The sequence below is a fragment of the Microcoleus sp. S13_C3 genome (assembly GCF_036700905.1).
GTDB lineage: Bacteria > Cyanobacteriota > Cyanobacteriia > Cyanobacteriales > Microcoleaceae > Microcoleus.
On record NZ_JAUBPT010000281.1, the window covers coordinates 2594 to 5230 of the forward strand.

Consider the following 2637-nt stretch of genomic DNA (forward strand, 5'->3'; position numbering starts at 1 on the left):
GAGGGTGGTGTCAGCTCAGTGGCATTTAGTCCGAACGGCAAGACGATCGTCAGTGGCAGTTGGTGGGACAAGACGGTTCGGCTGTGGGATACCTCTGGCAAAGCGATCGGTCAATCCTTCAAAGGGCATGAGAATGCAGTCAACTCAGTGGCATTTAGTCCGGACGGCAAGACGATCGTCAGTGGCAGTTGGGACAAGACAGTTCGGCTGTGGGATACCTCTGGCAAAGCCATCGGTCAACCCTTCAAAGGGCATGAGGATTGGGTCAACTCAGTGGCATTTAGTCCGGACGGCAAGACGATCGTCAGTGCTAGCAATGACAAGACGGTTCGGCTGTGGGATACCTCTGGCAAAGCGATCGGTCAACCCTTCAAAAGGCATGAGGGTGAGGTCTGGTCAGTGGCATTTAGTCCGGATGGCAAGACGATCATCAGTGGTAGTCTAGATGGGACGGTTCTGCGGTGGGACAAGTCGGGTAAAGCCATCGGTCAACCCTTCAAAGGACATGAGGGTGCGATCTTGTCAGTAGCATTTAGTCCGGACGGCAAGACGATCGTCACTGGCAGTCTGGACAAGACCGTTCGCCTGTGGGACATCTCTGGCAAAGCGATCGGTCAACCCTTCAAAAGGCATGAGGGTGAGGTCTGGTCAGTGGCATTTAGTCCGGATGGCAAGACGATCATCAGTGGTAGTCAAGATCGGACGGTTCTGCGGTGGGACAAGTCGGGTAAAGCCATCGGTCAACCCTTCAAAGGGCATGAGGGTGGGGTCAACTCAGTGGCATTTAGTCCGGATGGCAAGACGATCGTCAGTGGCGGTATAGACAAGACGGTTCGCCTGTGGGATACCTCTGGCAAAGCCATCGGTCAACCCTTCAAAGGGCATGAGGAGGTGGTCTTGTCAGTGGCATTTAGTCCGGACGGCAAGACGATCGTCAGTGGTAGCAATGACAAGACGGTTCGCCTGTGGAATAAGCAAGGCTATGCCATCGGTCAACCCTTCAAAGGGCATGAGGGTGGGGTCAAATCAGTGGCATTTAGTCCGGACGGCAAGACGATCGTCAGTGGCAGTTGGGACAAGACCGTTCGCCTGTGGCGCGGTGGCAATTGGCAAGATTGGCTGGAGGTGGCGTGCAACGGGTTAATCGCGCATCCAATCTTAGTTGCGCCGGAAACGCTGCTGAAAGAAGATGCTGAAACGATCGAGGTGGCTAAAGATGCTGCTAAAACCTGTCAGCAATTAATCTGGAACGACACCCAAAATGCCCAATTTCTGGTGAATCGAGAGCGGATAATCACAAAAAACAACGGCAAGGCTGGATTGAAACAATAGACCTCATTTTCAAGACATAATATAGCAGTTGATAGTTGACAGGACTGGCTGTTTATGGTGATGGATTTGGCGATATATTCATGAGCTGAATTATGTCAATACCGATGTGGCGGTTGCTATAACTATTTCCCCGGAAGCGATTCTCTTATCCTGAGTTGTATTTTTTGTTCATGCAAGAATTTTTATCGATCGAATTTTCCAACGGTCTGACGGCAAAAGCCCTCTATCCTCAAGCCCATGCCGACCTCACCCTAACTTTGGAGCAACTGGGACTCTCTAGTCCGCGTCCAGTCATCGTGGTGGTTGGTGGTGCCAGTAAACTCAGTGAGGCCGATCGGGAACGGCTGCGATCGCTCTTTCTAACAGTCCTAGCTCCCCTTGCCGAGTCCTTAAATGCCTACGTCGTCGATGGCGGAACCGATGCGGGTATCATGCAAATGATGGGGGAGGCTCGTTACCAAATGGGTGGCACTTTTCTTCTGATTGGCGTTACCTCGGTCGGTTTGGCAACATTACCGAATCAGCCACCTCCGGCAGAAGATGCGTGTGCCTTAGAACCCTATCACACCCATTTTATTCTGGTTCCGGGTTCGCAATGGGGGGATGAGTCTCCCTGGATGGCGGCGATCGCCAGTGTCCTATCCGGTGGTTTGCCCTCTGTCACTGTTTTAATCAATGGGGGCGAAATTACCTGGAAAGATGCACAGGAGAGCGTGAAGGCAAAACACCCGATCGTGGCGATCGCAGGCAGTGGACGGACGGCGGATATTTTGGTGGCGGCGTTGAATGGAACGGTGACAGACGAACGGGCCTGTGCACTGGTGGATTCGGGCCTGCTACAAGCGGTGGATCTGGATAACCCCAAGGCGTTAGACCGCCTTCTCAAGCAAATTGTAGCAACTGGTAGTGGTGCGTCAAGCTTAAACCTGTAGGGTGTGTTGAAGCACTCAGGCAATTAATTAGAGGATTAGAGACGCGAAAGCCGTCCTAAAAAGACGGCGCTTGTCTCCCCTTTTTTCGGTCATTGAGGGTGCGGGACAAGAGGAAGGGGCGATCGTAGTTTATCTAGATAATGCCCGCGCTCCTCCAAATATTGCCCAGTTTTTGGAGCCTTTTTTTTGATATTTTCGGTTGATTTCCAGATAATTTTTTGAGTAATTAGCATATATGGATCTGTAGCATTTATTCGATTTTGAGCAACACCAGAGCCTTCGATCAGCGGAAAAAGAGGGAGCATCTCACTTATGCAGCCCTCCGCTAGAAATTGGAGCCAGGAGTCAGGAGTCAGGAGTCAGGAGGAAAGAA

At 51.6% G+C, this 2637-nt stretch carries 2 protein-coding genes; both read left to right on the top strand.

Translation table 11 applies throughout. The annotated features are described in order from the left end of the window. Positions 1-1332 (top strand): WD40 repeat domain-containing protein (locus QUA16_RS35600; protein ID WP_333109455.1); only part of this gene is annotated, 1332 nt, incomplete at its 5' end. A 170-nt stretch (positions 1333-1502) separates the two neighbouring features. Continuing rightward, complete coding sequence (locus QUA16_RS35605; protein WP_333109457.1) at positions 1503-2264, top strand: hypothetical protein; 762 nt, start codon at positions 1503-1505, stop codon at positions 2262-2264. The last annotated feature ends 373 nt before the right edge of the window (positions 2265-2637 follow it).